The 23,100-nt window shown below is 64.6% G+C and carries 21 protein-coding genes; 10 read left to right on the forward strand and 11 right to left on the reverse strand.

The window, feature by feature from the left end; all coding sequences use genetic code 11:
- Positions 1-163: 163 nt before the first annotated feature.
- The 4 genes from FJW07_RS01270 (at position 164) to FJW07_RS01285 (ending at position 4,912) form a co-directional block, all read left to right on the forward strand.
- On the forward strand, positions 164-2,668 hold the full coding sequence (locus FJW07_RS01270; protein WP_140853936.1) for a heavy metal translocating P-type ATPase: 2,505 nt from the start codon (positions 164-166) through the stop codon (positions 2,666-2,668).
- A gap of 41 nt (positions 2,669-2,709) precedes the next feature.
- Complete coding sequence (locus FJW07_RS01275) at positions 2,710-3,099, forward strand: DUF305 domain-containing protein (protein WP_140650320.1); 390 nt, start codon at positions 2,710-2,712, stop codon at positions 3,097-3,099.
- Positions 3,100-3,204: 105 nt separating this feature from the next.
- Positions 3,205-4,065 (forward strand): aldo/keto reductase, encoded by an 861-nt coding sequence (locus tag FJW07_RS01280; protein WP_140702510.1) that lies wholly within the window; start codon positions 3,205-3,207, stop codon positions 4,063-4,065.
- A 214-nt stretch (positions 4,066-4,279) separates the two neighbouring features.
- Positions 4,280-4,912: an MBL fold metallo-hydrolase gene (locus tag FJW07_RS01285; protein WP_246680623.1), complete on the forward strand. Its 633-nt coding sequence runs from the start codon at positions 4,280-4,282 to the stop codon at positions 4,910-4,912.
- Between the two features lie 5 nt (positions 4,913-4,917).
- Here the strand turns inward: FJW07_RS01285 and FJW07_RS01290 are convergent, their stop codons facing one another.
- The 3 genes from FJW07_RS01290 to mutS all read right to left on the reverse strand — a co-directional run bounded on the left by FJW07_RS01290 (position 4,918) and on the right by mutS (position 8,891).
- Complete coding sequence (locus FJW07_RS01290; protein ID WP_140853938.1) at positions 4,918-5,487, reverse strand: TetR/AcrR family transcriptional regulator; 570 nt, start codon at positions 5,485-5,487, stop codon at positions 4,918-4,920.
- Positions 5,488-5,609: 122 nt separating this feature from the next.
- Positions 5,610-6,074 (reverse strand): nuclear transport factor 2 family protein, encoded by a 465-nt coding sequence (locus tag FJW07_RS01295; protein WP_140702512.1) that lies wholly within the window; start codon positions 6,072-6,074, stop codon positions 5,610-5,612.
- Between the two features lie 90 nt (positions 6,075-6,164).
- Positions 6,165-8,891: a DNA mismatch repair protein MutS gene (mutS, locus tag FJW07_RS01300; protein WP_246680624.1), complete on the reverse strand. Its 2,727-nt coding sequence runs from the start codon at positions 8,889-8,891 to the stop codon at positions 6,165-6,167.
- A gap of 163 nt (positions 8,892-9,054) precedes the next feature.
- Here mutS and FJW07_RS01305 point away from each other — a divergent pair, with 163 nt between their 5' ends.
- Positions 9,055-10,236: a glycosyltransferase gene (locus FJW07_RS01305; RefSeq protein WP_140853942.1), complete on the forward strand. Its 1,182-nt coding sequence runs from the start codon at positions 9,055-9,057 to the stop codon at positions 10,234-10,236.
- 101 nt (positions 10,237-10,337) lie between these two features.
- The gene (locus FJW07_RS01310) at positions 10,338-12,617 is read left to right on the forward strand and encodes an NADP-dependent malic enzyme (protein WP_140853944.1); all 2,280 of its coding nucleotides are present in this window, start codon (positions 10,338-10,340) and stop codon (positions 12,615-12,617) included.
- A gap of 83 nt (positions 12,618-12,700) precedes the next feature.
- Here FJW07_RS01310 and FJW07_RS01315 read toward each other — a convergent pair whose 3' ends face one another.
- The 3 genes from FJW07_RS01315 to FJW07_RS01325 form a co-directional block, all read right to left on the reverse strand.
- Positions 12,701-13,804: a porin gene (locus tag FJW07_RS01315; RefSeq protein WP_140853946.1), complete on the reverse strand. Its 1,104-nt coding sequence runs from the start codon at positions 13,802-13,804 to the stop codon at positions 12,701-12,703.
- Positions 13,805-14,165: 361 nt separating this feature from the next.
- A complete protein-coding gene (locus tag FJW07_RS01320) occupies positions 14,166-14,876 on the reverse strand; it encodes an antitoxin Xre/MbcA/ParS toxin-binding domain-containing protein (RefSeq protein WP_140853948.1) in 711 nt (236 codons plus the stop codon).
- A 414-nt stretch (positions 14,877-15,290) separates the two neighbouring features.
- A complete protein-coding gene (locus tag FJW07_RS01325; protein ID WP_140647332.1) occupies positions 15,291-16,283 on the reverse strand; it encodes an adenosine kinase in 993 nt (330 codons plus the stop codon).
- A 278-nt stretch (positions 16,284-16,561) separates the two neighbouring features.
- Between FJW07_RS01325 and FJW07_RS01330 the strand changes: the two genes are divergently transcribed.
- The gene (locus tag FJW07_RS01330) at positions 16,562-17,464 is read left to right on the forward strand and encodes an EamA family transporter (RefSeq protein WP_140853950.1); all 903 of its coding nucleotides are present in this window, start codon (positions 16,562-16,564) and stop codon (positions 17,462-17,464) included.
- 154 nt (positions 17,465-17,618) lie between these two features.
- Positions 17,619-18,314 carry a sulfate transporter family protein gene (locus tag FJW07_RS01335; protein ID WP_140853952.1) on the forward strand — a complete coding sequence of 232 codons (696 nt, stop codon included), beginning with the start codon at positions 17,619-17,621 and terminating at the stop codon, positions 18,312-18,314.
- Here FJW07_RS01335 and FJW07_RS01340 read toward each other — a convergent pair.
- From FJW07_RS01340 to FJW07_RS01360, 5 genes are all read right to left on the reverse strand, one after another.
- The gene (locus tag FJW07_RS01340) at positions 18,311-19,120 is read right to left on the reverse strand and encodes an oxaloacetate decarboxylase (protein ID WP_140853953.1); all 810 of its coding nucleotides are present in this window, start codon (positions 19,118-19,120) and stop codon (positions 18,311-18,313) included. The two genes, FJW07_RS01335 and FJW07_RS01340, sit on opposite strands and share 4 nt — an antisense overlap.
- Before the next feature lie 74 nt (positions 19,121-19,194).
- Entirely contained in the window at positions 19,195-20,049 is an 855-nt protein-coding gene (locus FJW07_RS01345) for a hypothetical protein (RefSeq protein ID WP_140853955.1), read from the reverse strand.
- Positions 20,050-20,113: 64 nt separating this feature from the next.
- Positions 20,114-20,773, reverse strand: coding sequence for an HAD family phosphatase (locus tag FJW07_RS01350; RefSeq protein WP_140782559.1), 660 nt, complete (start codon positions 20,771-20,773; stop codon positions 20,114-20,116).
- Positions 20,774-21,259 carry a dUTP diphosphatase gene (gene dut / locus FJW07_RS01355; RefSeq protein WP_140702534.1) on the reverse strand — a complete coding sequence of 162 codons (486 nt, stop codon included), beginning with the start codon at positions 21,257-21,259 and terminating at the stop codon, positions 20,774-20,776.
- Between the two features lie 91 nt (positions 21,260-21,350).
- The gene (locus tag FJW07_RS01360; protein WP_140647325.1) at positions 21,351-21,821 is read right to left on the reverse strand and encodes an Lrp/AsnC family transcriptional regulator; all 471 of its coding nucleotides are present in this window, start codon (positions 21,819-21,821) and stop codon (positions 21,351-21,353) included.
- 116 nt (positions 21,822-21,937) lie between these two features.
- On the opposite strand from FJW07_RS01360, the gene FJW07_RS01365 reads away from it, so the two are divergent.
- Positions 21,938-22,192, forward strand: a complete 255-nt coding sequence (locus FJW07_RS01365) for a DUF6356 family protein (protein ID WP_140782560.1) — start codon at positions 21,938-21,940, stop codon at positions 22,190-22,192.
- Between the two features lie 16 nt (positions 22,193-22,208).
- Positions 22,209-23,009 carry a class II glutamine amidotransferase gene (locus FJW07_RS01370; protein WP_140853957.1) on the forward strand — a complete coding sequence of 267 codons (801 nt, stop codon included), beginning with the start codon at positions 22,209-22,211 and terminating at the stop codon, positions 23,007-23,009.
- Positions 23,010-23,100 lie beyond the last annotated feature (91 nt).

Below are 23,100 nucleotides of genomic sequence, written 5' to 3' on the forward strand. Positions count from 1 at the left end.
TCGCGGCGCTGTGTATGGGGCCGGCCGCCGCGTTTTCAGCGGTGAGCAATAGCCAGGATACGCGGCTGCAAGACCAAAGCCGCAAAAATCCAAACCGGCCCTTGACCTTCCGGTTACTGGAAGCACTACCTCCGCCTCAAGTTCGAGATTCAGAGGCCTGGCCATGACCCATTCCGACCATCACCATCATCATGCGCATCGCGGCGGCTGCTGCTCCGCGAAGGATGCCGCGCCCGGCGCCGAAGCGGTGGTTCGCGATCCTGTCTGCGGCATGACGGTCGATCCGGCGGCCGGCAAGCCGACGGCCGTGCATGGCGGCCGGACGTTTCATTTCTGCAGCGAACGCTGCCGCACGAAATTCCAGGCCGAGCCGGAAGCATATCTTTCCGCCACCGACCCCGTCTGCGGCATGAATGTCGACCGCGCGAGCGCGAAGCACTTCGTCCGCCACGAAGGGCAGGGCTTCTATTTCTGCTCCGCCGGCTACAAGGGCAAGTTCGAAGCCGAGCCGGCAAAATACCTCGCCGGCCGGCCCGAGCCTCAGCCGATGCCGAAGGGCACGCAGTACACCTGCCCGATGCATCCCGAGATCGTCCGCGACAAGCCCGGCTCCTGCCCGATCTGCGGCATGGCGCTGGAGCCGATGGGCGTGCCGACCGGCGAGGAAGGCCCGAATCCCGAGCTCGTCGACTTCACCCGCCGGTTCTGGGTCAGCGCGGCGCTCTCCGTGCCCCTCCTGACCATCGCCATGGCGCCGATGCTGGGCTTCAGCTTCGAAAACCTCGTCGACGGCCGCGCCAAGATCTGGGTCGAGCTGGCGCTGGCGAGCCCGGTGGTGTTGTGGGCGGCGTTTCCGTTCTTCCATCGCGGCTGGGAGTCGATCCTGAACCGCAGCCCCAATATGTGGACGCTGATTTCGCTGGGCGTCGGTGCTGCCTATCTCTTCAGCCTGGTCGCTACGCTGTTCCCGGATGTCTTCCCGCATCAGTTCCGCGGCCATGACGGCGCCGTGCCGGTCTATTTCGAGGCCGCCGCCGTGATTGTCGCGCTGGTGTTTTTGGGGCAGGTGCTGGAACTCAGGGCCCGCGAGCGCACCGGCTCGGCCATTCGCGCGCTGCTCGACCTCGCGCCGAAGACCGCGCGGCTGATCGGCGCCGACGGCTCCGAGACGGACGTGCCGCTCGACAGCGTCAAGGCCGGAGACAAGCTGCGCATCCGCCCCGGCGACGCCGTGCCGGTCGACGGCACGGTGCTGGAGGGACGCTCGGCCATCGACGAATCCATGATTACGGGCGAACCGCTACCGGTCGAAAAAACGGAAGGCGACGCGCTCACCGGCGGCACGCTGAACAAGAACGGTTCGCTGGTCATGCGCGCCGAAAAAGTCGGCGCCGAGACCACGCTGTCGCGCATCGTCGAGCTGGTCGCCAAGGCGCAGCGCTCGCGCGCGCCGATCCAGGGTCTCGCCGACCGCGCGTCCTTCTATTTCGTCCCGGCTGTCGTGCTGGTGGCGACCCTTGCCTTCATCGCTTGGGCGATCCTCGGTCCCGAACCGAGCTTGATCTTCGCCATTGTCTCGGCGGTGTCGGTGCTGATCATCGCCTGTCCCTGCGCGCTCGGCCTTGCGACACCGATGTCGATCATGACCGCGACCGGGCGCGGCGCGCATGCCGGCGTGCTGATCAAGGAAGCGGCGGCGTTGGAGCGTTTTGCCTCGGTCGATACGCTGATCGTCGATAAGACCGGCACGCTGACCGAGGGCAAGCCGCGGCTTACCGATGTCGTTGCGGCCGACGGCATCGACGAGAACGAGCTGCTGGGCCTCGCCGCAGCGCTCGAAAAGGGCTCCGAGCATCCGCTGGCCGAGGCGATCGTCGAGGGCGCCGCCGCGCGCGGTCTGAAGCTGGCCGACGCGGTCGATTTCGAAGCCATCACCGGCAAGGGCGTTTCGGGCACGGTTTCGGGCAGGAAGGTCGCGCTCGGCAATGCGGCAATGATGGCGGATCTCGGCGTCGAAACGCCGGCGGCCAATGCCGAAGCGATGCAGGCCGAAGGCAAGACGGCCATGTTCGTGACCGTCGCCGGCAGGTTCGCCGGCATCGTCGCTGTCGCCGACCCCGTTAAGGCAACGACAGCCGAAGCGATCAAGGCCCTGCATGACAAGGGCCTGCGCATCATCATGGCCACTGGCGACAATGAGCGCACGGCAAAAGCGATCGCCGGCAGGCTCGGCATCGACGAGGTCCGCGCCGGGCTGCTGCCGGACGAGAAGGGCGCGCTGGTCGAGGAATTGCGTGCCAAGGGTGCCGCCGTCGCCATGGCCGGCGACGGCGTCAACGACGCGCCGGCGCTGGCCAGCGCCGATGTCGGCATCGCCATGGGCACCGGCGCCGATGTCGCGGTCGAAAGCGCCGGCATCACGCTGATCAAGGGCGACCTCAACGGCATTGTGAGGGCACGTACGCTGGCTCAGGCGACGATCGGCAATATCCGCCAGAACCTGTTTTTCGCCTTCCTCTACAACGTGCTTGGCGTGCCGGTGGCGGCCGGCGTCCTTTACCCGCTCACCGGCATGCTGCTGTCGCCGATGCTCGCGGCGGCGGCCATGAGCCTGTCGTCGGTGTCGGTCATCGCCAATGCCTTGCGGCTGAGAACATTGAAACTGTGAGCAAAGCCCCCAGATACGCTATCCAACAGAAGGAGACCTGAATGACCTTGGCCAAGAAAATCGTGCTGCTGCTGATGGCCGCAGGAATGCTGCTTGCCGTCTTCCTCGAAAGCGTGCCGGCTTCGTCGGAAGAGATGAAGCATGACATGTCCAAGATGGCGATGGGTGCCCAGAGCCCGGCCACCGTCGGCTACGAGGCCGCGATGAAGAAGATGCACAAGGACATGATGATCAAATACACCGGCAATGCCGATGTCGATTTCGTCCGCGGCATGATCCCGCATCATCAGGGCGCCATCGACATGGCCAAGGTCGTGATCGCCAACGGCAAGGATCCGGAAATCCGCAAGCTCGCCGAAGGCGTCGTCACGGCGCAGGAAGCCGAGATCAAGGAGATGCAGGACTGGCTCGCCAAGCATCCGGCGAAGTAGCCGCTGCGGGAAATCCGGGCAGCCAGGTATCCAGGCGGCCACGAGCCTTCGGTCTGGATTTCCGGCCACGGCTGTGCTGCGATCCGGCTTCACGCGGAGAAAGCCATGCCCCCGTCAATCAACCGCTCGTCGATCAGAACCCTGAAGCTGCCGTCCGGCGAAGCCGTTCCGGTGCTCGGCCAAGGCACATGGAAAATGGGCGAGGATCGACGGCGCCGCGCCGATGAGGTGGCGGCGTTGAAGATGGGGCTCGATCTCGGTATCACGCTGATCGACACGGCGGAGATGTATGCCAGCGGCGGCGCCGAGGAAGTGGTGGCTGAGGCCATCGTCGGGCGCCGCGACGAGACCTTCCTGGTCTCCAAGGTGCTGCCCTCCAACGCCTCGCGCGCCGGCGTGAAGCGCGCCTGCGAGAACAGCCTGAAGCGGCTCGCCACCGACCGCATCGATCTCTATCTGCTGCATTGGCCGGGCAGCGTGCCGCTTTCGGAAACCGTGGAGGCGTTCGAGGCGCTGAAAACGGAAGGCAAGATCCGCCACTGGGGCGTCAGCAATTTCGACACCGACGAGATGGAGGAACTGGTCGGCTTTGACCATGGCGGCGACGTCCAGACCAATCAGGTGCTCTACAATCTGTCGCGGCGCGGCCCCGAATTCGACCTCGCCCCGTGGTGCGCGGAACGCGGCATCCCGCTGATGGCCTATTCGCCGGTCGAGCAGGGCGCGCTGGCTCGCAATACCCGGCTGGAAATCGTCGCTGCCCGCCACAACGCCACCGCCGCGCAGATCGCGCTTGCCTGGGTGATGATGCAGGACGGCGTCATCGCCATCCCGAAGGCCGGTCGCCAGGAGCACGTGCGCCAGAACGCCGCCGCGCTTGACATCAAGCTGACGCCGCAGGATTTCGCCGATCTCGACCGCGCCTTCCCTCCGCCGACGCGTAAGCGTGGGCTGGAAATGATCTAGCCGCCACTTCGGAATGCGCGGTTGAAAGAGAGCAAGCGTTGGAACGAACTTCAGCCGGACCTCATCACACGACCTATAAAATCGGCGACTTGACCGTCACCTCGCTGCGCGACGGTATGTCGACATGCCCGTCCGGCGACTGCGCCAGCCGGGAGACAAGCCTTTTGGCGACGGTCTTCCGTCGCAGGTACCGCTCTTCGACGGCGCGCTCAGATTGTCGGTCAACGCCTTTGCCATCGACGACGGCCACGAAGTCGCGCTGATCGATACGGGATCCTCGAACGCCTGGCACCCGACGATGGGCTTGCTGCCGCAGGCGCTGGGCGAAGCGAAGATCGCCGTCGATCGGATACGCACGGTTGCCTTCACCCACACCCATCTCGATCATATCCAAGGTCTCGTCCTTCCGGATGGTCGGGACGGCTTTCCGCAGCTCTCCCGCTTGCTCGTCCCCCGGCCTGAACTCGACATGTTCCGATCGGAAGCGAGGTTGAGCCGCTTCCATGATCGAGCGCAGCCTCTGGATCCGGGGCAACGCCTGGGCGCGAATATCGAGGCGGTCGCCGCGCCGGGCCACGAAATCGGCCATACCTGCTTTCGCGTCACCAGCAGCGGCGAAACAGTGTTGGTCTGGGGCGACCTTGTGCATGTGCCGTCGCTTCAGTTCGATCGGCCGGAGGTCGCATGGGAATTCGACGCCGACCAGGAACAGGCGCGGGCAACCCGGCTGCGCATTTTAGCCCTTGCCGCCGACAACGCCTGGTGCGTGGCGGGAGCGCATCTCGATTCACCGGGCGTCGGCCGGGTTTCCCGAACCGAGACAGGCTTCCGCTTCGAACCGCTGTAGGAACGCTAGGTCTTGGCCGGAATCCCAAGCCGCGTGCGCAGTCGCCGCAATGCCCTTGAAAACACATCGAGGTCATTGGCGGCGCGGGCCAGCGTGAGCGCGCCCTGGATGGCGGCGACGGCTTCCTCGGCCAACTCGCTGGCCTCGCCCGGTCGGTGCCCGGATCGCGCCAGCGCATCGGCGAGATGCATGACCCATCGGCCGAAATAGTCTCTTATCTGGTCGGCGAACAGGTCGCGCGATTCATCCAGCGCGAAGGCGCCGATCAGGCAAACGCGGCGCCCCGAGCGGAAATAGCTGTCCGTCGCCGCGAGCATCCGTTCGACCCCGGTCAGCGGATCGGCGCTGTCGCGCAACGGCGCGAAGACATTGTCCTCGAACCAGCCGTCGATATGGGCAATGACAGCCCTCGCCATCTCCTCCTTGCCGCCGGGGAAGAAGTGGTAGAGGCTTCCCTTGCCGAGCCCCGTCGCCTCGCCGATCAAGGACAGGCTGGCGCCTTCATAACCATGCTCGCGGAAAACTTCCGCAACGACCCCCAGCAGCCGATCGCGGTCTGGCGCGATGCGCCGCATCCATTCGCCCCCTAGTGCCGGATGATTTCAGGTCGAATCGACCTGAAATCATCCGGCTCTACATCAAAGAGATAGAGCATGATGTCGCCCGAAAACCGCTTCACACTTTTCGGCATCATGCTCTAGAGCCCGAGTTCCGAAAGGCCGGGATGGTCGTCCGGCCGGCGGCCGAGCGGCCAATGATACTTCCGCTCGCTTTCGGTGATCGGCAGGTCGTTGATGCTCGCCACGCGCCGGCGCATCAGCCCGGCTTCGTCGAACTCCCAATTCTCGTTGCCGTAGGAGCGGAACCAATGCCCGCTGTCGTCGCGCCATTCATAGGCGAAGCGCACCGCGATGCGGTTTTCGTTCCAGGTCCAGACCTCCTTGATCAGGCGATAGTCCAGCTCGCGCGACCATTTGCGCTTGAGGAAATCGACGATTTCGCCGCGGCCGGAGACGAACTCGGCTCGGTTCCGCCAGATGCTGTCCTCGGTGTAGGCGAGCGAGACCCGCTCAGGATCGCGGCTGTTCCAGGCATCCTCGGCAAGGCGCGCCTTTTGCGCCGCTGTCTCGGCCGTGAATGGCGGCAATGGCGGACGGCTCATGAGATCTCCTGTCGGTTTCGATCGTCGATAATCGACATTGTACCGATCGGTACAATGAGTCAATGGCCAGAGTGACGAGCGGGACAGGTGCTATCGCTTTGTCGCCAGCCCCTTCAGCCGGTAGAGCGCCTCCAGCGCCTCGCGCGGCGTCATCTCGTCGGGATTGATGGCGCCGAGCGCGTCGTCGAGCGCATCGCTTTTCGCCGGTTTCGGGGCTTCGCGCTTCACCGCCACAGAAAACAGCGGCAGGTCGTCGACGAGCCGATTTGTCTTGCCCGAGACTTCGCCCTCTTCGAGTTGGTGCAGCACTTCCTTGGCGCGGGCGACGACCGCTTCCGGCAGGCCGGCCAGCCGTGCCACCTGCACGCCGTAGGAACGGTCGGCCGCGCCCTTGCCGACCTCGTGCAGAAAGACGACATCGCCTTCCCATTCCTTGACCCGCATGGTGACGTTGTGAAGCCGGGGCAATTTGCCGGCCAGCGCGGTCATCTCGTGGAAATGCGTGGCGAAGATCGCCCGGCAGCGGTTCTTCTCATGCAGATATTCCACCGCCGCCCAGGCGATCGACAGTCCGTCGAAGGTCGCGGTGCCGCGGCCGATCTCGTCGAGGATGACCAGCGCCCGCTCGCCCGCCTGGTTGAGGATCGCCGCCGTCTCGACCATTTCGACCATGAAGGTCGAACGTCCCCGCGCCAGATCGTCCGAGGCGCCGACGCGCGAGAATAGCCGGTCGACGACGCCGATATGGGCGCTTTGCGCCGGCACGAAGGAGCCGGTCTGGGCGAGGATGGCGATCAGCGCATTTTGCCTTAGGAACGTCGATTTGCCGCCCATATTGGGGCCGGTAAGCAGCCAGATCGCGCCGGCCTTGGCGCCGCCGTCGGGCGAGAGGTCGCAATCATTGGCGACGAATGGCCCGTCGCCCGAGCGCCTGAGCGCCTGTTCGACCACCGGATGTCGCCCGCCGGCAATGTCGAAGGCGAGGCTGGCATCGACCGTGGGCCTGCACCAGTCTTCGCTTTCGGAGAGCAGCGCCAGCGCCGCCGACACGTCGAGCACGGCCAGCGCCTCGGCGCCGGCGCGGATCTTGTCAGCCTCGCTCACCACCTCGGCCGTCAGCCGGTCGAATGTCGCGAGCTCGATGCTCAGCGCCTTGTCGGCGGCATTGGCGATCTTCGATTCCAGCTCCGCCAGTTCGGTCGTGGTGAAGCGCATGGCGTTGGCCATGGTCTGACGATGGATGAAGCGCGCCTTGGCGGCGTCGCTGCCGGTCATGATCGCGTGATGGTTGGCGGTGACCTCGATGTAGTAGCCGAGCACATTGTTGTGCCGGATCTTCAGCGAGCGGATGCCGGTCTCCTCGATCAGCGACCGCTCCAACCCGGCGATCACTTTTCGCGATTCGTCGCGCAACGCCCGCATCTCGTCGAGCTCGGCATTGTAGCTCGACCGCACGAAGCCGCCGTCACGCTTGATCAGCGGCAGCTCGTCGTCGAGCGCTTCGCTGAGGTGACGGGCGAGCGCCTCGGGCAAGGCGTGGATCGCAGCAAGCGCGGCGGTGAGCTCGGCGGGCAGGGCGGCCGCCGCAAACAATTCGGCGATCGCGCCGGCTGCCTCGAAGCCAGCGCGCAGCGCGCCAAGATCGCGCGGGCCGCCGCGGTTGAGCGCCAGGCGGGAGAGCGCTCGCGGCATGTCGGCGACGCTTTTCAGGCTCGCCCGCAAACCCTCGCAAAGCCGCGTCTCGGAGCGGAAAAAGGAGACCGAATCCAGTCGCGCCGCGATCGTCGCCGGATCGGTCAGCGGCGCCATCAGCCGGTCGGCCAGCAATCGCGCGCCGCCGCCGGTCACGGTGCGGTCGATCGCCTTGAACAGCGAGCCGTCGCGGCTGCCCGACAGCGTGCGCAGCAATTCCAGATTGGCGCGCGTCGCCGGATCGATGAACAGCGTCGAGCCCTGCTCCTCGCGCTCGGGTCGCGACAGCGGCGGCCGCTCCGCCTTCTGCGTTTTTTCGACATAGGCTATGGCGCCCGAGATCGCCGACAGCTCGGCGCGCGAAAACGTGCCGAAACTGTCTGGCGTCGCGACCTCGAAGAAGCGCGCGATGCGGCTTGTGGCCGAAGCCGAATCGAACAGCGAAGGCGGTTGCGGGCTGGCGACCCGGCCCAGCACGTCGAACACCGGCCTGAGCTCCGGATCGTGGAAAACCGGCTCGGCGACGATCAGCTCGCGCGGGTCGACGCGAAAGATGTCGGCAAGCAGTCGCTCGGCGCTCGTCTCGGCGACGCGGAAGGCGCCGGTCGAAATGTCGATCCAGGCCAGTGCGAAACTCGCCTGACTGGCCGCGCCGCCCCCCTTGACGCGGCCGAGCGCCATCAGGAAGCTCGATTCCGAGGGTGCCAGCAGCTTGTCCTCGGTGATGGTGCCGGGCGTGACCAGCCGCACCACGTCGCGGCGCACCACCGATTTGGAGCCGCGTTTCTTGGCTTCGGCGGGGTCCTCGATCTGCTCGCAGACGGCAACGCGAAAACCTTGCGCGATCAGCTTCTGCAGATAGTCGTCCGCCGCATGCACCGGCACGCCGCACATCGGGATGTCGTGGCCCTGGTGCTTGCCGCGCTTGGTCAAAACGATGCCCAGGGCCTGGCTCGCCTTCTCCGCGTCGTCGAAGAACAGCTCGTAGAAATCGCCCATGCGGTAGAACAGCAGCGAATCCGGGTTCGCCGCCTTGATCTCGATGAATTGCTCCATCATCGGCGTGACGCCGCTCGTGGCGGGCGCAGGCGTCGTCGTCTCCTGGCCGTCGGTATCTGTGGGCATGTGCATGTTCATGTGGCAACGCTAGCAGAAGTGGCAGCCCGGTTTAATGCCGGCGCCGCGAAAAGCAGGGGAAGACTGGCGGCGGCCTGCTGTGACGCGCTTGGTTGCGCCGGGCCGGCCTGGCACTCTATGGTTCCCGTGGGGAAAGGGCGGCGGGGGACTCGTGGATCAGGACAAGCAGGAGACGTTCGACGAGATGGTCGGCCAGGTCGGCTCGGCCGCCGAGCGCCTCTGGCTGCTGGCGACGCGGCGCGCCCATCGAACCGCGAACAAGCTCAGGGTTTCGGCGCGCAAGCGCTTTCCCTATATCCTGCCGGCGCGCGGTCCCTTGTTCGATCTCGACGGCGGCATCGAGATGTCGGCTCACATATTCAGCCGCGACCCGCTGGTGCTCTATATCCCGGTCGGCGGACCCCGTCCCCTGCATCCGCTGGCGGCCATCGGCCGGCGCCTTGCCGAGCGGCGCGCCACCTTTCTGCTGATGCCGATGTGGACGATGGAGAGGCCTGCCGTCGTCGCCCAGATGGGCCGTGATCTTGCCTGGTATGCGGCGCGCTTTCCTCTTCACGAGGTGATCTTCCTCTGCAACAACGAGGAAGAGCGCCGTCTCATCGCCGCGGTCGGCGGCAAAGCCATGTTCTCCAATCACAATCTGATGATATCGGAAGATGTTTTCCGGCCGCTGCCGGATGTGGCGGTCGAGTTCGACGCCGTCTACAATGGCCGCATCTCGCCGATGAAACGCCACTATCTTGCCTTCGAGGTCGACCGGCTGGTCCACGTCACCTATTCGATCGGCGAATTGACGCCACCCGCCGCCCGCGCCTTCATTCGCCGCCTCCAGGCGCAATCGCCGCGCCATCGCATCGCCAACCCGATCGTGGACGGTCTGCCCGGCCGGCTGGCCTCCGCCGAGGTCAACCGGGTCTACAACCAGGCCGCCGTCGGGCTGTGCCTGTCCGCCGTGGAAGGGGCAATGTATTCCAGCATGGAGTATCTGATGGCCGGATTGCCGATCGTCAGCACGCCGAGCCTCGGCGGGCGCGACGTCTATTTCGATCCGGACTATTGCCTGATCGTCGATCCGGAGCCGACGGCCGTTCGCCGCGCCGTCGAGCGGCTTCGAGATCGCGCCATACCGCGCGAGGAAATCCGCGGCAGGACGCTGGAAAAGGTTCGCGCCCAGCGGCAGGAACTCACCGCGTTCCTGTCGGCGCTTCTGCGGCGCAAGGGCAGCAGCGCTCCGCCGCTGGAGACGTGGCCGTTCTCAGGCACCGAGGGCTTGATGCGCTGGGCCACCGTGCGGGAAATTGCCGCGCTCGTCGGCGAACCGGACCGCGCCTGACCGCTTGGCCGTTTACAGCGCTGCCGTGTAGCCTTAATCCCAAGACACATAAACACGCACCTGCCTCAAGGGTGCGCGAAGGCGAGGAAATCAAAAGCATCATGGCCAGGAAAACCGAAAGCAGCGGCCCCTCCGTCAGTCCAGAGGAGGCGCTGGAATTCCACGCCATGGGACGGCCCGGCAAGCTGGAGATCGTCGCCACCAAGCCGATGGCGACGCAACGCGATCTGAGCCTCGCCTATTCGCCTGGCGTCGCCGTTCCCGTGCGTGCCATCGCCGAGGATCCGAGCCGCGCCTTCGATTATACGACGCGCGGCAATATGGTCGCCGTCATCTCGAACGGCACCGCCATTCTCGGTCTCGGCAATCTCGGCGCGCTGGCCTCGAAGCCGGTCATGGAAGGCAAGGCGGTGCTGTTCAAGCGTTTCGCCGATGTCGATTCCATCGACCTTGAAGTGGCGACCGAGGATGCCGACGAGTTCATCAACTGCGTACGCTTCCTCGGCCCCTCTTTCGGCGGCATCAATCTCGAGGACATCAAGGCGCCAGAATGCTTCATCATCGAGCAGCGGCTGCGCGAGCTGATGGACATCCCCGTCTTCCATGACGACCAGCACGGCACGGCAATCATCTCGGCCGCCGGCCTGATCAACGCGCTGGAGATCACCGGCCGCGACATGAAGACCACGAAGATGGTCTGCAACGGCGCGGGCGCCGCCGGCATCGCCTGCATCGAACTGATGAAGGCGATGGGTTTTGCGCCGGAAAACATCATCCTGTGCGACACCAAGGGCGTGGTCTTCCAGGGCCGCACCGAAGGCATGAACCAGTGGAAGTCGGCGCATGCGGTCAAGACCGAGGCGCGCAGCCTGGCCGAGGCGCTGGACGGCGCCGACGTCTTCCTCGGCCTGTCAGCCAAGGGGGCACTCACCACCGCCATGGTGCGGTCGATGGCGAAGAATCCGATCATCTTCGCCATGGCCAATCCCGACCCGGAGATAACGCCAGAGGAAGTGGCCGAGATCCGCACCGACGCCATCATGGCCACCGGCCGTTCGGACTATCCCAACCAGGTCAACAATGTGCTGGGCTTTCCCTATATCTTCCGGGGAGCGCTCGATGTGCGCGCCACCACCATCAACGACGAGATGAAGATCGCCGCGGCTCGGGCGTTGGCCGAACTGGCGCGCCAGGACGTGCCGGACGATGTCGCCGCCGCCTATCAGGGCAACCGTCCGAAATTCGGCCCCAACTACATCATCCCTGTGCCGTTCGATCCGCGCCTGATCTCGGCGATCCCGCTGGCGGTGGCGAAGGCGGCGATGGAATCCGGCGTCGCGCGCAAGCCGATCCTCGATCTCGACCGCTACGCGCAGGAACTGTCCGCCCGCCGCGATCCGATTGCATCCACCTTGCAGCGCATCTACGACCGCGTGCGCCGCCAGCCCAAGCGCATCGTCTTCGCCGAGGGCGAGGAGGAGCAGGTGATGCGCGCCGCCGTCTCCTATGTGAACCAGAAGCTCGGCACGGCGATCCTGCTCGGCCGCGACGACGTCATCAAGGACAATGCCCGCAATGCCGGCATCGACCTGAACAAGCCGGGCCTGGAGATCATCAACGCCAGGCTGTCGCGCCGCAACGGCATCTACACCGACTATCTCTACGAGCGCATGCAGCGGAAGGGCTTTCTGTTCCGCGACTGCCAGCGGCTGATCAACAACGACCGCAACCATTTCGCCGCCTGCATGGTGGCGTTGGGCGATGCCGACGGCATCGTCACCGGCGTCACCCGCAACTATTCGACCGCGCTCGACGACGTGCGCCGCGTCATCGACGCCAAGCCCGGCCACCGCGTCATCGGCGTGTCGATCGTGCTGGCGCGGGGCAGGACGGTGCTGGTCGCCGACACCGCCGTGCACGACATGCCGAACGCCGAACAGATCGCCGACATCGCCGAGGAGGCGGCCGGCTTCGCCCGCCGCATGGGCTACGAGCCGAGGCTCGCCATGCTTGCCTATTCCACCTTCGGCCATCCGCAGGGAGAACGTTCCGAGCGCGTGCAGGAGGCGGTGCGCATCCTCGACAAGCGCCGCGTCGATTTCGAATATGACGGCGAGATGGCAGCGGACGTCGCGCTGAACCCGCGCGCCATGGCGCAATATCCTTTCATCCGGCTGACCGGCCCGGCCAATGTGCTGATCATGCCGGCATTCCACTCGGCCTCGATCTCTACCAAGATGCTGCAGGAACTCGGCGGCTCGACCGTCATCGGCCCGCTGCTAGTCGGCCTCAACAAGCCGGTCCAGATCGTCTCGCTCAACGCCAAGGACTCGGACATCGTGAACATGGCGGCGATCGCCGCCTATACGGCAGGGAACTGACGAGACCGTTTCTTTGCTTGAGTCAAAACAAAAAAGGCCCGCGGCGATGCCGCGGGCCTTTCCTTTGCGATCTTTGCGTTCGATCAGAAGTTGCGCTGGAAACGGACGATACCGCCCCAGCTGTTTTCCTTGTCGGCTTTGGTGAAGTTGTAGTCGTCGGCCTGACCGAACTTGCCGTCGTGGTAGTAGTTGACTTCGGTCGTGACCGTGAAGCCCGGAACGAGCGTGTAGGCCACGTTTGCCGCGACGGCGAAGTTCTTGGCGTCGTCGGCCGAGACCTGGAGGTTGAAGGCGGTCTTCGGGTTGAACTTGTAAGTGCCGCCGCCCCAGACGGCCCAGTTGCCGCCCCAGGGCTTGTAGAAGCCGCGCCCGCTACCGTGCTCGACCAGATTGTCGTCGGTGCCGTAGCCGCCCATGATGAACAGCGACAGCTCCTTGGTGACGTTGACGTCCAGGCGAACCTTGCCGGCCACTTCCTCGTAGTTGCTGTCATAGGCGACGACGCCGGTGATCGCACCCCAGTCGCCCTTGTACTTCAGGCCGCCGACGACATGCGGGACATAGCTGTCGATCAAGCCGAGGATGCCGCCAGTGTCCGCACCTTCTTCGAGCGAGACCACGCCCGAGAAGCCGCTGCCGGCGTCGAAATAGTAGCTGACGACGTTGGTGACCTTGATGCCGTACGGGATGATCGTGTCCTGCACCACGTTGCCGGCATAGCCGATGAACTGGTCGTAAGGCGTCTCATCCACACCGACGCGCAGGCCGCCGAGCTGGACCCAACCGAATTCCAGGTTCACCGCCGACGCGCCGTTCTTGAAGTTGAAGCGGGTCTCGGTATAGGTCTTCAACGTGCCGAGCTCGGTTTCCTGGCCGGTCCAGGTCCTCAGCGCGAAACGGGCGTTCTTGTTCCAGCTGTTCTGCGAGTCGCCGTCCATGACGTCGGTCGTCTTGCGGCCGTCGAGGGTGCCGGGATCGCCGAAGCCGGCGTCATAGCGGATGTAGCCGCCGACGCGCAGGCAGGTCTCGGTGCCGGGGATGTAGAAGTAGCCGGCGCCATAGACGTCGCAGATCTTGACGTATTCGGCCGGTTCCGGCTCGGCAACGGTCACCGCGTCGGCGGCGCGCGCGCCCGAAACTGCGATCAGCGCCGCAGCGGAGCCGAGAAGAAGGCTCTTGATGTTCATTTTCTTGAATCTCCAGTCAAAGGTTCAAGACAGGCCTGACATGCCGTTCGGCTTTTGCCACCCCCGTCCCCATCGTTGAAAAAGTCGCGCACCGGCGCCGCTTCTTCACCTTGGACATGGCTTAATCGGTCGTCACGTACAACAGAGATTGTGTCTGAAAGGCGGCTTTTTGAATCTTATGAAGGTCTTGTTGCCCAAATATCACGTCATATATTTGTAAAAATGGAACATATTGCACAATCTATACAATCGAAACGCGAAGAAGGACGCGGAAACGTGCCAAATGTGCCAATATTACAGTTTTGTGACGAAAGATTTGCCGGCTAAAAGGAGCAGGCGAACGCGGAAAAAAGACTCCGGGTCAGGACAGTCCGCGGGCTGCGCGTACCACGTCCTCGACCATGTCATCCCTCAACATCTCGATGGGAACGCGGCCATTCAACTCCGGCGACGGCCGGCTCAGCCAAAACCAGGCAAGCCTCGGATTGGCGATCGCCGAAAGCACCTCGCTGATCCCCGGGACCGGCCTGCCGTCGATGAACTGGGCCAAGGGAAAGACATGTTTGCGGCCGCCCTTGCGCAGGGCAACGACCTCACCGCGTCTTTGCCAGCGATGAAGCGTGGAGCGCGGGATACGAAGCCTCTCTTCCAGATAGGTCGAGCCGGCGACCTCGCCGGCCCAATCCTCGATCAGCATGGATTGGAGGTCCGCGGCTCGCTTGGCGATCGGCTGGGGCGTCGGCCTCCCTGTCTCCGACTTCGGCGGCGAGCGCTCGAAGGCGCGGTCGGATATGGCCGCGCCGTCGCTCGCGACCTTATTCGTCATCACACGAAGAAAGTCGGACGCAAGGTCGGTCCACTCGCCCTTGAAGGAGCCGATGGCAAGGCGCTGCGCCGGCGGCAGGAAGGGCAGGGCGGCAGCCACATGGCCGGCGATCTTGCTTGCCGAAGTCAGCGCCTCGGCGTCCAGCATGACGCCATGCTGCATCAGCGCCTGTCGCACGGCTTCGGCCATAAGGCCCGCCAATGCCTCTTGTGAAATCCCGTCGGACGGGTTCTGGAATCTGGTCATGAATCTGTCTTGCGGCCCGCGCTCCTCCCCAGGCGCCGGCGGTTGCTGAAAATTCTATCGCGGAAAATAAAATATGCGACGGCAACGGGCCTCGCGGCCCGGCAACTTGCTGGTTTGCATCTTCACACCCCTGGTTTGGCGTGCCGAAATGTCAGTCGCGGAACGCCTCATTTTGCATCTTAGAAGTCCAACGTGACAGGTCCGCGACAGCCGGCCCTGTTTGGAGGCAGCCGGCGATGACGCAACGGCATCTGTTCCCACGCAATTGCGGGACCGAAAGCCGCCACTGCTTTGTCAGGATGTTCAAGAGCGGATCATCGTTTCGCGGGAGCGATGATCTGCTCCATCTGTTTGTTTCGGCACGATTTTCGACGGAAGGCTACAGCGAACACACCAAGCCCATCCGTAGGCCGATTAGAGAAGCCCGGCTTGCTCGGCCTCGCGGCGCAGGTTCTGGCGCGGGCGCGGGCCGATCTGCTGGATCACCAGCCCGGCCGCCAGCGAGCCGAGGTCGCCGCAATCCTTGAGGCTGCGCCCGGTCGTGTAGCCGTAGAGGAAGCCAGCGGCGTAGAGATCGCCGGCGCCGGTCGTGTCGACCAGTTCCTTGATCTTCGTCGCCTGGATGATGACGGTCTCGTCGCCGCGCACGATCACCGAGCCTTTTTCAGAACGGGTGACGGCGGCTATTCTGCAATCCTTGCGGATGGCGGCGAGCGCCTCCTCGAAGGAGGCGGTCTGGTAGAGTGACTTGATCTCGTGGCTGTTGGCAAAGACGATGTCGACGGTGCCCGAACGCATCAGCTCGAGGAATTCGTCGCGGTAGCGGTCGACGCAGAAGGAATCCGACAATGTCATCGACACTTCGCGGCCGGCCGCATGCGCCAGCTTCGCCGTCTGGCGGATAGCCTCCTTGGCGCGCGGCGGATCCCACAGATAGCCTTCGAAATAGGTCACCTTGGAGCCGGAGGCCTTGTCGGCCTCGACATCCTCGGGGCCAAGTTCGACGCACGCGCCGAGATAGGTGTTCATCGAACGCTCGCCGTCGGGCGTGACGAAGATCATCGAGCGCGCCGTCGGCGGTTCGCCCTCGAGCGGCCCGGTATCGAAGGCCACGCCCTGGGCATGGATGTCGTGCGTGTAGATTTCGCCCAGTGCGTCGTTCGACACCTTGCCGAAGAAGGCTGCCCGTCCGCCGAGGCTGGCGACACCAGCCGCCGTGTTGCCGGCGCTGCCGCCGGAAGCTTCGATCGCTGGTCCCATGCGGCTGTAAAGCAATTCGGCGCGCCTGGCGTCGATGAGGTTCATCGCGCCCTTGATGATGCCGTTGGTCTCGAGAAAAGCCTCGTCGCATTGCGCGATGATGTCGACAATGGCATTGCCGATGCAAAGCACGTCATATTCCGGCATCAAAATCTCCGCCAAGGACTGCCCGGCTATCTGGCATGCCGGCCGGGCGCGGGTCTAGCGAGTTGGCGCCGCTTTGCCTACCCTGAAAATCGCCATTGCCTTCCGTGACGCCGCCCTCGGCGCCGATTGTTCGCCGGCTGCGGCAGCGTTCGTATCGAACTGGCCCACAACAGTCACGACCCTGACAGCTATGGTTTCACCGCGATCCAAACATTTCCGCGGCGTCGCGGGCTAGAAGCGGATCGTTCCGGCGACAGGCTGAAGGGCGCGAACCACGAATGTCCGAAAAGACCGAAATGTCCACCGACTTGGCGCTGCTCGGCGTCCTGGCGGTGCTGTGGGGCGCTTCGTATACCTTCATCAAGATCGGCGTCGAGACGATCCCACCCGTGACCTTCATCGCCGCCCGGACGCTGATCGCCGGGGCTATTCTCTTCGCCATCATCCGCTGGCGCGGGCTTGCCATGCCCGCCGACGCGCCGACATGGCGCCGGTTCGCCTTCCAGGCCTGCCTCAACAGCGTCGTGCCGTTCACGCTGATCGCCGCCGCCGAGCGCTCGGTCGATGCCGGCCTTGCCACCATCCTCAATTCGACGTCGCCGATCTTCACCTTCCTGCTGACGGCATTGGTCACGCGCCATGAGCCCGTCACGGCGCGCAAGCTGGTCGGTGTCGGCGCCGGCATCGTCGGCATCTGTCTCATCATCGGCACGGAGGCGCTTGGCGGACTTGGCCATGAGCTGTGGGCTCAGCTTGCGATCGTCATTGCGACGATCTCCTATGCCGGGGCGGCGATTTTCGGCCGCGGCTTCAAGGGCCTCGATCCGATGATATCCGCCGCGGGTTCGATGCTTTGCGGCGCCGTGATGCTCGTGCCGCTCAGCCTGATCGTCGACCGGCCCTGGACGCTCGCGCCTTCGGCCGCGTCGATCCTGGCCCTGCTTGGACTGTCGGTCTTTTCGACGGCGCTGGCCTTCGTCATCTATTTCCGGCTGATCCACACGCTGGGCTCGGTCGGCACCACCTCCCAGGCCTATCTGCGCGTGCCGATCGGCGTCGGCATCGGCGCCATCGTCCTCGGCGAAAGCCTCGGGCCAGCGGCCTGGGTCGGCATGGCCTTTGTCGTTGCAGGCGTCGCGGCAATGACGATTCCGGCCAGGCAGGCCAGGCTCGCGCGATAATGCATGTCGCCCAAAAGTGTGAAGCGGTTTTGGGCCAAGCGACATGCTTCGAGACAAAACCCAAAGCGCGTCGACGCGACGCGCTTTGGTTGCGCCAGGGATCGAGCCGGCCTATCTGCGAAGCGTCGTTTCACGATGAGGGCCTGGACCTGCAGTGATCCTAGACGCCGCCCGCGCCGCCGCCAGCCGGCTGTTCTCGCCTGAATTCCGCTCCGTCTTCCTGAAGACGCTGGGGCTGACGCTGCTCGCTTTGGTGGCGCTCTGGCTCGGCCTCGACAGCCTGCTCGAATGGCTGGCCTGGCCCTGGCTGCAAGCGCTGCTGCCAGGTCTGCCGTCCTGGGCCGGATGGCTGGGCGGCATCATCGCCGGCATCGTTCTGGCTGTGGGCTTGGCCTTGCTCATCGCGCCGGTCACGGCGATCGTAGCCGGCCTCTTCCTCGACGAGGTCGCCGAAGTGGTCGAGCGTACCGACTATCCCAACGATCCGCCCGGCAGGCCCGTGCCCGCGCTGCATTCGCTCGTGCTGGCGATCAAATTCTTCGGCGTGGTGGTCCTCGGCAACATCGTCGCGCTGCTCTTGCTTCTGGTGCCGGGCATCAACATTGCCGTCTTCTTCATCGTCAACGGCTATCTGCTCGGCCGGGAATTCTTCGAGTTCGCCGCCATGCGTTTTCGTCCCGAACCCGAGGCCAAGGCGCTGCGCCGCAAATATGCCGGCACTGTGTTCCTCGCCGGACTGGTCATCGCCCTGTTCCTGGCGGTGCCGCTGCTCAACCTTCTGACGCCGCTTTTCGCGGCCGCCATGATGGTGCATCTGCACAAGGCGGTTTCGGCGCGGGAGCCGGTCTAGTTCTGCTCCTTGCCCTCCCGGAACAGCGCCTGCAGCTTGCCGAACGGCATCGCCGCCCGGGTGAAGCCGAAGGTGCCGTCCTGCTGGATCTCGCGGGCCGCCGTCTCCAGCATGCCATAGGCGAAATTGGTCAGCCATGGTCCGAGCGAGATGCGCTTGACGCCGCCCATGGCAAGGTCGGCGATGGTGAAGCCTGGCCGGGCCATCACATTGACCGGCCGGCTTACCGACGAGCAGATCGTGCGCACCATCCCGACGTCGCTAATGCCCGGCGCATAGAGTACGTCGGCGCCGGCTTTCTCGAAAGCCTGCAGCCGCTTGATGGTATCGTCGAGATCGCTCTTGCCCCACAGGAAATTCTCGGCCCGCGCGGTGAAGACGAAATCGTGCTTGAGCGCGCGGGCAGCCTCGACGGCCGCCGCGACGCGTTCGGTCGCCAGCGCGAAATCGTAGATCGGATTGGCGGCGTCGCCGGTGTGGTCCTCGATCGAGCAGCCGGCGAGGCCCGCGGCTTCGGCCGCGAAGATGGTTTCGGCCGCCTGCTCGGGGCTGTCGCCCTTGCCGCGCTCCAGATCGGCCGAAACCGGCAGGTCTGTCGCCGCAGTCACCTCGCGGCAATGGTGGATCATGGCGTCGAACGTCACGGCGCCGTCCGGCAGGCCGCGCGAGAAGGCAAAGCCGGCGCTGGTCGTCGCCAGCGCCTTGAAACCGAACGAAGCGAGAAGCTTGGTCGTGCCGATATCCCAGGGGTTGGGTATGACGAAGGTGGAGGCATGCAGATCGCGAAAAATCTTGCCCTTGTCCATGGCGGGTCCTCGATTGGGGGTCGTACGCGGAATTTATCGCGGTCGCTCGAACCGGGCAAACGAATGCGTCTGGCTCAGAAGCGCTCGGCGTTTTCTGCTGACAATTTCTCGAAGGCGCCAGAATCCTTGATGTAGCGCGACGCCTTGGCATCCCAGCGATAAGTGACGGAAATATCGTGCGAGACGGCCTTGGGCGCGGGTTCCTCGCAGCTTTCGCCGCTCGGCTTGGTGGCGTCGGTCACCGTCACCTTGATCGCCGAATAGGGTTTGTCGCCAGCATGCGTCTGGAAGGACAGGTCCTGCGTGCGCTTATAGGCGCAGACATTTTCGTCGAACGTGTTGATCTGGTCGATAGGCTCGAAGCGGCCGTCGCGGACCAGGATCAGGATTGTGCCGACATAGCCCTGGTTCGAATTGAAATGCGCGCTCATGGTTATGAGCGCGTCGTCATCCGGGCTGATCGCGAGCTTGCCCGGATCGCGAAAATAGGTGCTTTGGTCGGTTCCGACGTTGACGGCGTCGAGCAGCTTCGGCTTGCCCGTGATGTCGTAAAGCGCCAGCACGGCAAACCCTTCGGCGCTGTCCTGCGTCTGGCCGAGGTCGAAAAGCATCGCCAGCCGGTCCTTGCCGCCTGCCTTGACGGCGAGCACGGCGGCATTGGAAAGGCTGATGGTCTCGGGCGGCGAACCGCCCTCGTCGCCACCGAGGATGTCGCGCACCTCGATCGGCGCGCTGCCCTTGTAGAAACCGTCGTCGCCGGCCTTGAGATCGGGCACGATCATTTCGGCGAGGTCGAAATAGGTAACGTCCCGATATCCGGGAACGGCGCTGCTCAGTTCCGGAAAGCTGACGGCCTGGGCCGCCGCGGCCGTCCACAGGCACGGCAGCAGCAGGCATGCAAGCATGAAACGGCATAGTTTGGAAATCATGGACCGCGCCCCCTCGGATGCGCTCACGCTAGCACGGCGTTTTGCGGTGCGCAGCCGGGTCCGATCAGCGTATAGGCACGAGTCCGGCCAACTCCCGCATGTCATCGAACAATATGCCGCCGGCCGCCGCCAGGCCGTCGCGATCGGAGAACGGATCGGCGTGGTAGGAGAACACCCGCATGCCGGCGGCGATGCCGGCCTGGGTACCGGCGACGCTGTCCTCGATGACGATGCTGTCGGCCGGCGCGAAGCCCATCGTCTTTGCGGCATGCAGGAAGAGGTCCGGGAACGGCTTGCCGCGCCCGACCATGGTCGAGGAGAACATGGCATGCTCGAACAGCGGCAAAAGCCCGGTCTGCCCAAGCGTGATGTGCATCTTGAAGACCCGCGCCGAGGAGGCGACGCAATAGGCAATGCCGGCCTTGCGCACCGTCTCGATGAAGTCGCGCACATAGGGGATCGCCTCGACGCCATGCGTGAAAAGGTCCGGCAGGCCGGCATTCCAGCGATCGACGAAGTCGGAGCCGAGCCTGACCTCGGTCGTCTCTTCGATCTCCTTCTGCACCGAGGCCATGCTGCGGCCGGAGAAGTTCTTGCGGCAATATTCGAATGTCGTCGTAAAACCGGCGGCGGTCAGCCATTCGGCAAGGCGCCTGTTGGCAAGGTTCTCGGTGTCGACCAAGACCCCGTCGCAGTCGAAAATAACGAGTTTAGGGATTGCCATTCAAGCGGTGCCGGTCGACCCGAAACCGCCAGCGCCCCGCGTCGTGCCGCCGGCCAGCGCGCGCTCCTCGACCGCAACCTGGGTCACGGCGGCGAAGACGATCTGGGCGATGCGCAGGCCGCGCGTCACTGAAAAATCCTCGTCGCCGAGATTGACCAGCAGCACCTTCACCTCACCGCGATAGTCGCTGTCGACGGTGCCGGGCGAGTTGAGGACGGTGAGCCCATGCTTGAAGGCAAGGCCGGAACGTGGCCGCACCTGGCCTTCCATGCCCTCGGGGATTTCCAGGATCAGCCCGGTCGGCACCAGGGCTCGCTTTCCAGGCAGGATGAGCAGCGGCCGGTCTTCCGGCACCGCCGCGCGCAAATCCATGCCGGCGGCGCCCGCGCTCTCATAGGCCGGCAGAGGCAAGCCTTCACCATGCGGAAGCCTGACGAAACCGACGGTGGGGCCGATGACGGAGGAAGAATGGACAGCCGTGCGCATGAGCACACTCCTATCGGCGCGAAAGCCGATTCGGTCAACTCTGACGTAGGGCCTATCAACGGCTTTCTTTCGCGTCTGGTTCCAGGGCCCGTCAGCGCAGTTCCACCGGCACCACGGTCGTCTCCTTGATCTCCTCCATGACGAAGGAGGCCGAGACGTCCGACAGCGCCACCTTGGCGATCAGCCGCTGGTAGAGACGGTCATAGGCTTTCACGTCGGCGACACGGGCGCGCACCACATAGTCGAGATCGCCCGACATGCGGTAGACGCCGGTTATCTCCGGAAAGCCGGTCACCGCCGCGCGGAATTTCTGCAGCCAGTCCGGATCGTGGTTGGAAGTGCGGATCAGGATGAACACAGACAGGCCGAGGCCTAGCTTGTCGGCATCGACCAGCGCGACGCGACCGGTGATGACGCCATCTTCCTCCAGGCGCTTGACGCGCCGCCAGCAGGCATTGCGCGACAGCGCCACCCGCTCTGACAGCTGATCGACCGACAGCGTGCCGTCGCGTTGCAGCTCGGCCAGCAATCTTCGATCGATCTCATCAATTTCCACCGACATGTTGGGATGAATGTCCCATGAAGCCGGCAAAAGCAAGGACAATTTGGGACCGATGAACCAAACCCATGTGGCACGATACTCAGCATTCGGGGCTCATCCCGGCAGGAGGGATCACCATGACGACCAGGCTTGCGGCGCTCTTCACCTCTCACCCGGAGAAGGTCGGCGAGACCTATTTCGGCCACATGGCCTTCGCCGCCTGGTTCTGTTCGCGGCTGTCGATGGCGGCGGGCGCCGCGCTCGTTCACGCTTTCTTGCCATTTCTGTTCGAAACTACGGCGAGCCGAATCGTTCGCGAGCTCTATGAGCGCACGCACAACAGAGGCTCGCATGCGGTCAAGGAGCCGGCGGCTCTGATGGATCTCGCCTGATAGATGGTGGAAAGCGATGTGCCGGTGGGCGGCCTATCTTGGTGAAGCGGTCTTCCTCGAAGACATCATCACCGCGCCCTGCCACTCGCTGATTGCCCAGAGCCACTGCGCCCAGGAAGCCAAGTCGCCGACCAATGGCGACGGCTTCGGACTCGCCTGGTATGGCGACCGGCCCGAGCCCGGCCTTTATCGCGACATCCTGCCGGCCTGGTCCGACCCCAATCTGAAGAGCCTTTGCCGGCAGATAAAATCCGGCCTGTTTCTGGCCCATGTCCGCGCCTCGACCGGCGGCGCCACCAGCCGCATGAACTGCCACCCCTTCATCTCCGGCCGCTGGTCATTCATGCATAACGGCCAGATCGGCGGCTTCGAAAAGATCCGCCGCGCGCTGGAGAATTCGCTTTCCGACGCGGTCTTCGACCAGCGCGAGGGCACTACCGATTCCGAGCTCTTTTTCCTGCTGATGATCGATGAAGGATTGTCCGGCGATCCGCAGGGCGCGGTCTCGCGGGCGACCAGCCGCGTGCTCGAGACGTCGCGCCGGGCCGGCATCGAGCCCTCCCTGAAACTGACGGCGGCCCTTTCCGATGGCCAGGCGCTGTACGCGGTTCGCTATGCCACCGACGACCATGCGCCGACGCTCTATACCGGCGCCTTCGCCAAGCGCGACGGCCATTGCATCGTCTCGGAGCCCTTCGACCGCGACGGTGGCGAGTGGCAGGCGATACCCCCGGCGAGCTTCGTCACCATGACGAGGGACGGTACCGGGATCCGCCCGTTTGCGCCGGCGGCGAATAAGCTGGCGCTGGTCGGCTGACGCAAATCCCAAGCTGCCGCGTTCAGGCAGAGATCAGCAAAACGTAAGCACGGCGTAAGGACGCCAAAGCTCCCTCCTGTCATCTGTGGCG

It is taken from the genome of Mesorhizobium sp. B3-1-9, assembly GCF_006439595.1.
Lineage (GTDB): Bacteria > Pseudomonadota > Alphaproteobacteria > Rhizobiales > Rhizobiaceae > Mesorhizobium.

What these genes read in the sequence shown, in the direction of transcription:
- FJW07_RS01270 (WP_140853936.1), top strand. Translation starts at nt 164, where the DNA reads ATGACCCATTCCGACCATCACCATCATCATGCGCATCGCGGCGGCTGC.
- FJW07_RS01275 (WP_140650320.1), top strand. Translation starts at nt 2,710, where the DNA reads ATGACCTTGGCCAAGAAAATCGTGCTGCTGCTGATGGCCGCAGGAATG.
- FJW07_RS01280 (WP_140702510.1), top strand. Translation starts at nt 3,205, where the DNA reads ATGCCCCCGTCAATCAACCGCTCGTCGATCAGAACCCTGAAGCTGCCG.
- FJW07_RS01290 (WP_140853938.1), bottom strand. Translation starts at nt 5,487, where the DNA reads ATGCGGCGCATCGCGCCAGACCGCGATCGGCTGCTGGGGGTCGTTGCG.
- FJW07_RS01295 (WP_140702512.1), bottom strand. Translation starts at nt 6,074, where the DNA reads ATGAGCCGTCCGCCATTGCCGCCATTCACGGCCGAGACAGCGGCGCAA.
- mutS (WP_246680624.1), bottom strand. Translation starts at nt 8,891, where the DNA reads ATGCCCACAGATACCGACGGCCAGGAGACGACGACGCCTGCGCCCGCC.
- FJW07_RS01310 (WP_140853944.1), top strand. Translation starts at nt 10,338, where the DNA reads ATGGCCAGGAAAACCGAAAGCAGCGGCCCCTCCGTCAGTCCAGAGGAG.
- FJW07_RS01315 (WP_140853946.1), bottom strand. Translation starts at nt 13,804, where the DNA reads ATGAACATCAAGAGCCTTCTTCTCGGCTCCGCTGCGGCGCTGATCGCA.
- FJW07_RS01320 (WP_140853948.1), bottom strand. Translation starts at nt 14,876, where the DNA reads ATGACCAGATTCCAGAACCCGTCCGACGGGATTTCACAAGAGGCATTG.
- FJW07_RS01325 (WP_140647332.1), bottom strand. Translation starts at nt 16,283, where the DNA reads ATGCCGGAATATGACGTGCTTTGCATCGGCAATGCCATTGTCGACATC.
- FJW07_RS01330 (WP_140853950.1), top strand. Translation starts at nt 16,562, where the DNA reads ATGTCCGAAAAGACCGAAATGTCCACCGACTTGGCGCTGCTCGGCGTC.
- FJW07_RS01340 (WP_140853953.1), bottom strand. Translation starts at nt 19,120, where the DNA reads ATGGACAAGGGCAAGATTTTTCGCGATCTGCATGCCTCCACCTTCGTC.
- FJW07_RS01345 (WP_140853955.1), bottom strand. Translation starts at nt 20,049, where the DNA reads ATGATTTCCAAACTATGCCGTTTCATGCTTGCATGCCTGCTGCTGCCG.
- FJW07_RS01350 (WP_140782559.1), bottom strand. Translation starts at nt 20,773, where the DNA reads ATGGCAATCCCTAAACTCGTTATTTTCGACTGCGACGGGGTCTTGGTC.
- dut (WP_140702534.1), bottom strand. Translation starts at nt 21,259, where the DNA reads ATGCGCACGGCTGTCCATTCTTCCTCCGTCATCGGCCCCACCGTCGGT.
- FJW07_RS01360 (WP_140647325.1), bottom strand. Translation starts at nt 21,821, where the DNA reads ATGTCGGTGGAAATTGATGAGATCGATCGAAGATTGCTGGCCGAGCTG.
- FJW07_RS01365 (WP_140782560.1), top strand. Translation starts at nt 21,938, where the DNA reads ATGACGACCAGGCTTGCGGCGCTCTTCACCTCTCACCCGGAGAAGGTC.
- FJW07_RS01370 (WP_140853957.1), top strand. Translation starts at nt 22,209, where the DNA reads ATGTGCCGGTGGGCGGCCTATCTTGGTGAAGCGGTCTTCCTCGAAGAC.